Here is a 2285-nt window from a genome sequence, read left to right as displayed (position 1 = left end):
CCCGCACGCCTCCTCGCTGACGATGCCGCCCCGGGCCGCGCTGCCCTTCCAGCCGGAGATGCGCCGCCTGGCGCCGAACGTCATGGCCCTGCGCGTGTCGCCGCAGGCGCGCTGGGTCATCATCCGCTCGGACAGCGCCCTGCAGGTGAGCCGTTCGGAGATGCTGCCCGGCGAGGCGCCCGCCGCCCGCTGAGCGGGGCAGGTGCCCGTCCCGCGCGAGCGCCACGCGGCCTGAAAACACCAAGGGCTCCGACGTCGCCGTCCGGAGCCCTCGTGCTTTCTTCCGCCTGTCTTCCCGGCGCGCCCTACATCGACACGGACTTCGCGGGGTCGATGAGGCTCTGCAGCGGGCTCTTCGCGTCCGCGGCGTCCTGCGTCTCTTCCGGCTCGTAGGCGCGGACCTGCGCCTCGCAGTGGTTGCTCTTCCGGTTCTGGTGGCAGTGCCGGATGCCGTAGACGTGGTGGCACCCGCAGGGGTCCACGCGCTTCTTGGCGCACAGCGACGGGTTGAACACCGGGCCCGCGCTCATCTCCACCGGCCCTGCCTGCAACGCCACCGCCAGCACCACCCCAGTCAGAAACCCCATCGCCCACCCCCTTGATGCACGACAGAGAAATGGGAATGGCGATCCGCTACCGCAAGCCCCAGACTTGTAGGACTGGCGATCAATGCACTGCCGTCCAACACCGCCGTCCGCTACCGGCAACTCCCCCCGCGTCCACACCAGGCAGGCGGCCATCCCAATGTCCTGAAACCCACCGTCCGTCAGGCTGGCGGGAGGGCTTCGTCCCTGCCGCGGGTTCACCCACCTGGGGTCATGCGCCATGAGCTGGAAGCAGAGTCTGGAAAAGGTCGCCGAGGGTCACTACGTCCTGCCACGCACGAAGACGATGCGCGTGCACGCGGACCTGTTCCTCTCCGACAAGCTCCTCTGGGGTGAGGGCGGCCCGGAGTCTCCCGGCCTGGAGGAGTCCGTCTTCGACCAGGTCGTCAACGCCGCCACCTTCCCCGGCGTCACCCGCGTCGCCATCACGCCCGACTGTCACCTGGGCTACGGCGTCCCCATTGGCACCATCGTGGAGACGGACGGCGTCCTGCTCCCCACCGCCGCCGGCTACGACATCGGCTGCGGCATGGTCCAGCTCCAGACCTCCCTCAAGGTGGAGGACGTGGCCGACCCCGCGAAGCGCCGCCAGTGGATCAACGAGGTGACGGAGCGCATCGCCGTGGGCGTGGGCGCCGAACGGGCGCGCAAGCAGCGGCGCCTCAACGAGAGCACCGTGAAGGAGGTGCTGCGCCACGGCGCCAAGGCCCTGGGCCGCGGCAGCTCCGTCACCGAGCGCGACTTCATCCCCGTGGAGGACACCGGCGTGGACATCCCCGGCCGCGCCTACGACAAGCGCGGGCAGCTGGGCAGCCTGGGCGGCGGCAACCACTTCACCGAGATGCAGGTGGACGAGCAGGGCCGCGTCTGGGTGATGCTCCACACCGGCAGCCGGGGCTTCGGCTGGAACATCGCCAAGCACTTCTTCGTGGAGGGGGCCGCCCACCTGGGCCTCAAGAGCCGCAGCGAGGACCTCATCTGGCTGGACGCGGACAGCGCCCTGGGCCGCGACTACTGGAACCTCCACAACATGGCGGCCAACTTCGCCGTGGCCAACCGCCTGCTCATCGGCGAGGCCGTGTGCGGCGCCCTGGAGGACGTGTTCGGCGGCACCGCGAGCATCTACTACGAGATCTCCCACAACCTCATCCAGCGCGAGGCCGGGAAGTTCGTCGCCCGCAAGGGCGCCACGCGGGCCTTCCCCGGCGGCCACCCCGCCCTCAAGGGCACGCCGTGGGAGGCCACCGGCCACCCCATCCTCATCCCCGGGTCCATGGAGACGGGCAGCGCCATCCTCTTCGCCGAACCCGGCGCGGAGAAGTCCATCTACTCCGTCAACCACGGCTCCGGCCGGCGGCTGTCCCGGGCCGCCGCGCGCCGGCAGCTCCAGCAGGCGGAGACGGACCAGCGCATGAAGGAGGCCGGCATCCTGCTCAACACCCGCGTCACCCCGCTGGACGAGTCCGGCCCCTGCTACAAGAACCTGGACGACGTGCTGGAGACGGTGGAGCAGGCGGGACTCGCCCGGGTGGCCCACCGCCTCAAGCCGGTCGCCTGCATCAAGGGCGCGGACTGAGGCAATCCGTCCCGTCGATGACGCACGGCGGGACGCACGGCGGGGGGCTCGTGGGGGAGACCGGGCGGCGGTAGAGTGGCCGCCCGCCTGGAGCCCCACCGATG

2 protein-coding genes and 1 pseudogene are annotated in these 2285 nt (G+C 70.8%); 2 read left to right on the top strand and 1 reads right to left on the bottom strand.

The window, feature by feature from the left end; genetic code table 11:
* Window positions 1-193 (top strand): annotated as a pseudogene (locus tag D7V93_RS45580) (hypothetical protein); the annotation flags it as partial.
* 112 nt (window positions 194-305) lie between these two features.
* Here D7V93_RS45580 and D7V93_RS42000 read toward each other — a convergent pair.
* On the bottom strand, window positions 306-587 hold the full coding sequence (locus D7V93_RS42000; RefSeq protein ID WP_120648564.1) for a hypothetical protein: 282 nt from the start codon (window positions 585-587) through the stop codon (window positions 306-308).
* A 238-nt stretch (window positions 588-825) separates the two neighbouring features.
* On the opposite strand from D7V93_RS42000, the gene D7V93_RS41995 reads away from it, so the two are divergent.
* Window positions 826-2181: an RtcB family protein gene (locus D7V93_RS41995; RefSeq protein WP_120648563.1), complete on the top strand. Its 1356-nt coding sequence runs from the start codon at window positions 826-828 to the stop codon at window positions 2179-2181.
* The last annotated feature ends 104 nt before the right edge of the window (window positions 2182-2285 follow it).

The organism is Corallococcus llansteffanensis, from assembly GCF_003612055.1.
In the GTDB taxonomy this organism is placed as follows: Bacteria; Myxococcota; Myxococcia; order Myxococcales; family Myxococcaceae; genus Corallococcus; species Corallococcus llansteffanensis.
This window is presented reverse-complemented; position numbering and strand designations above follow the sequence as displayed.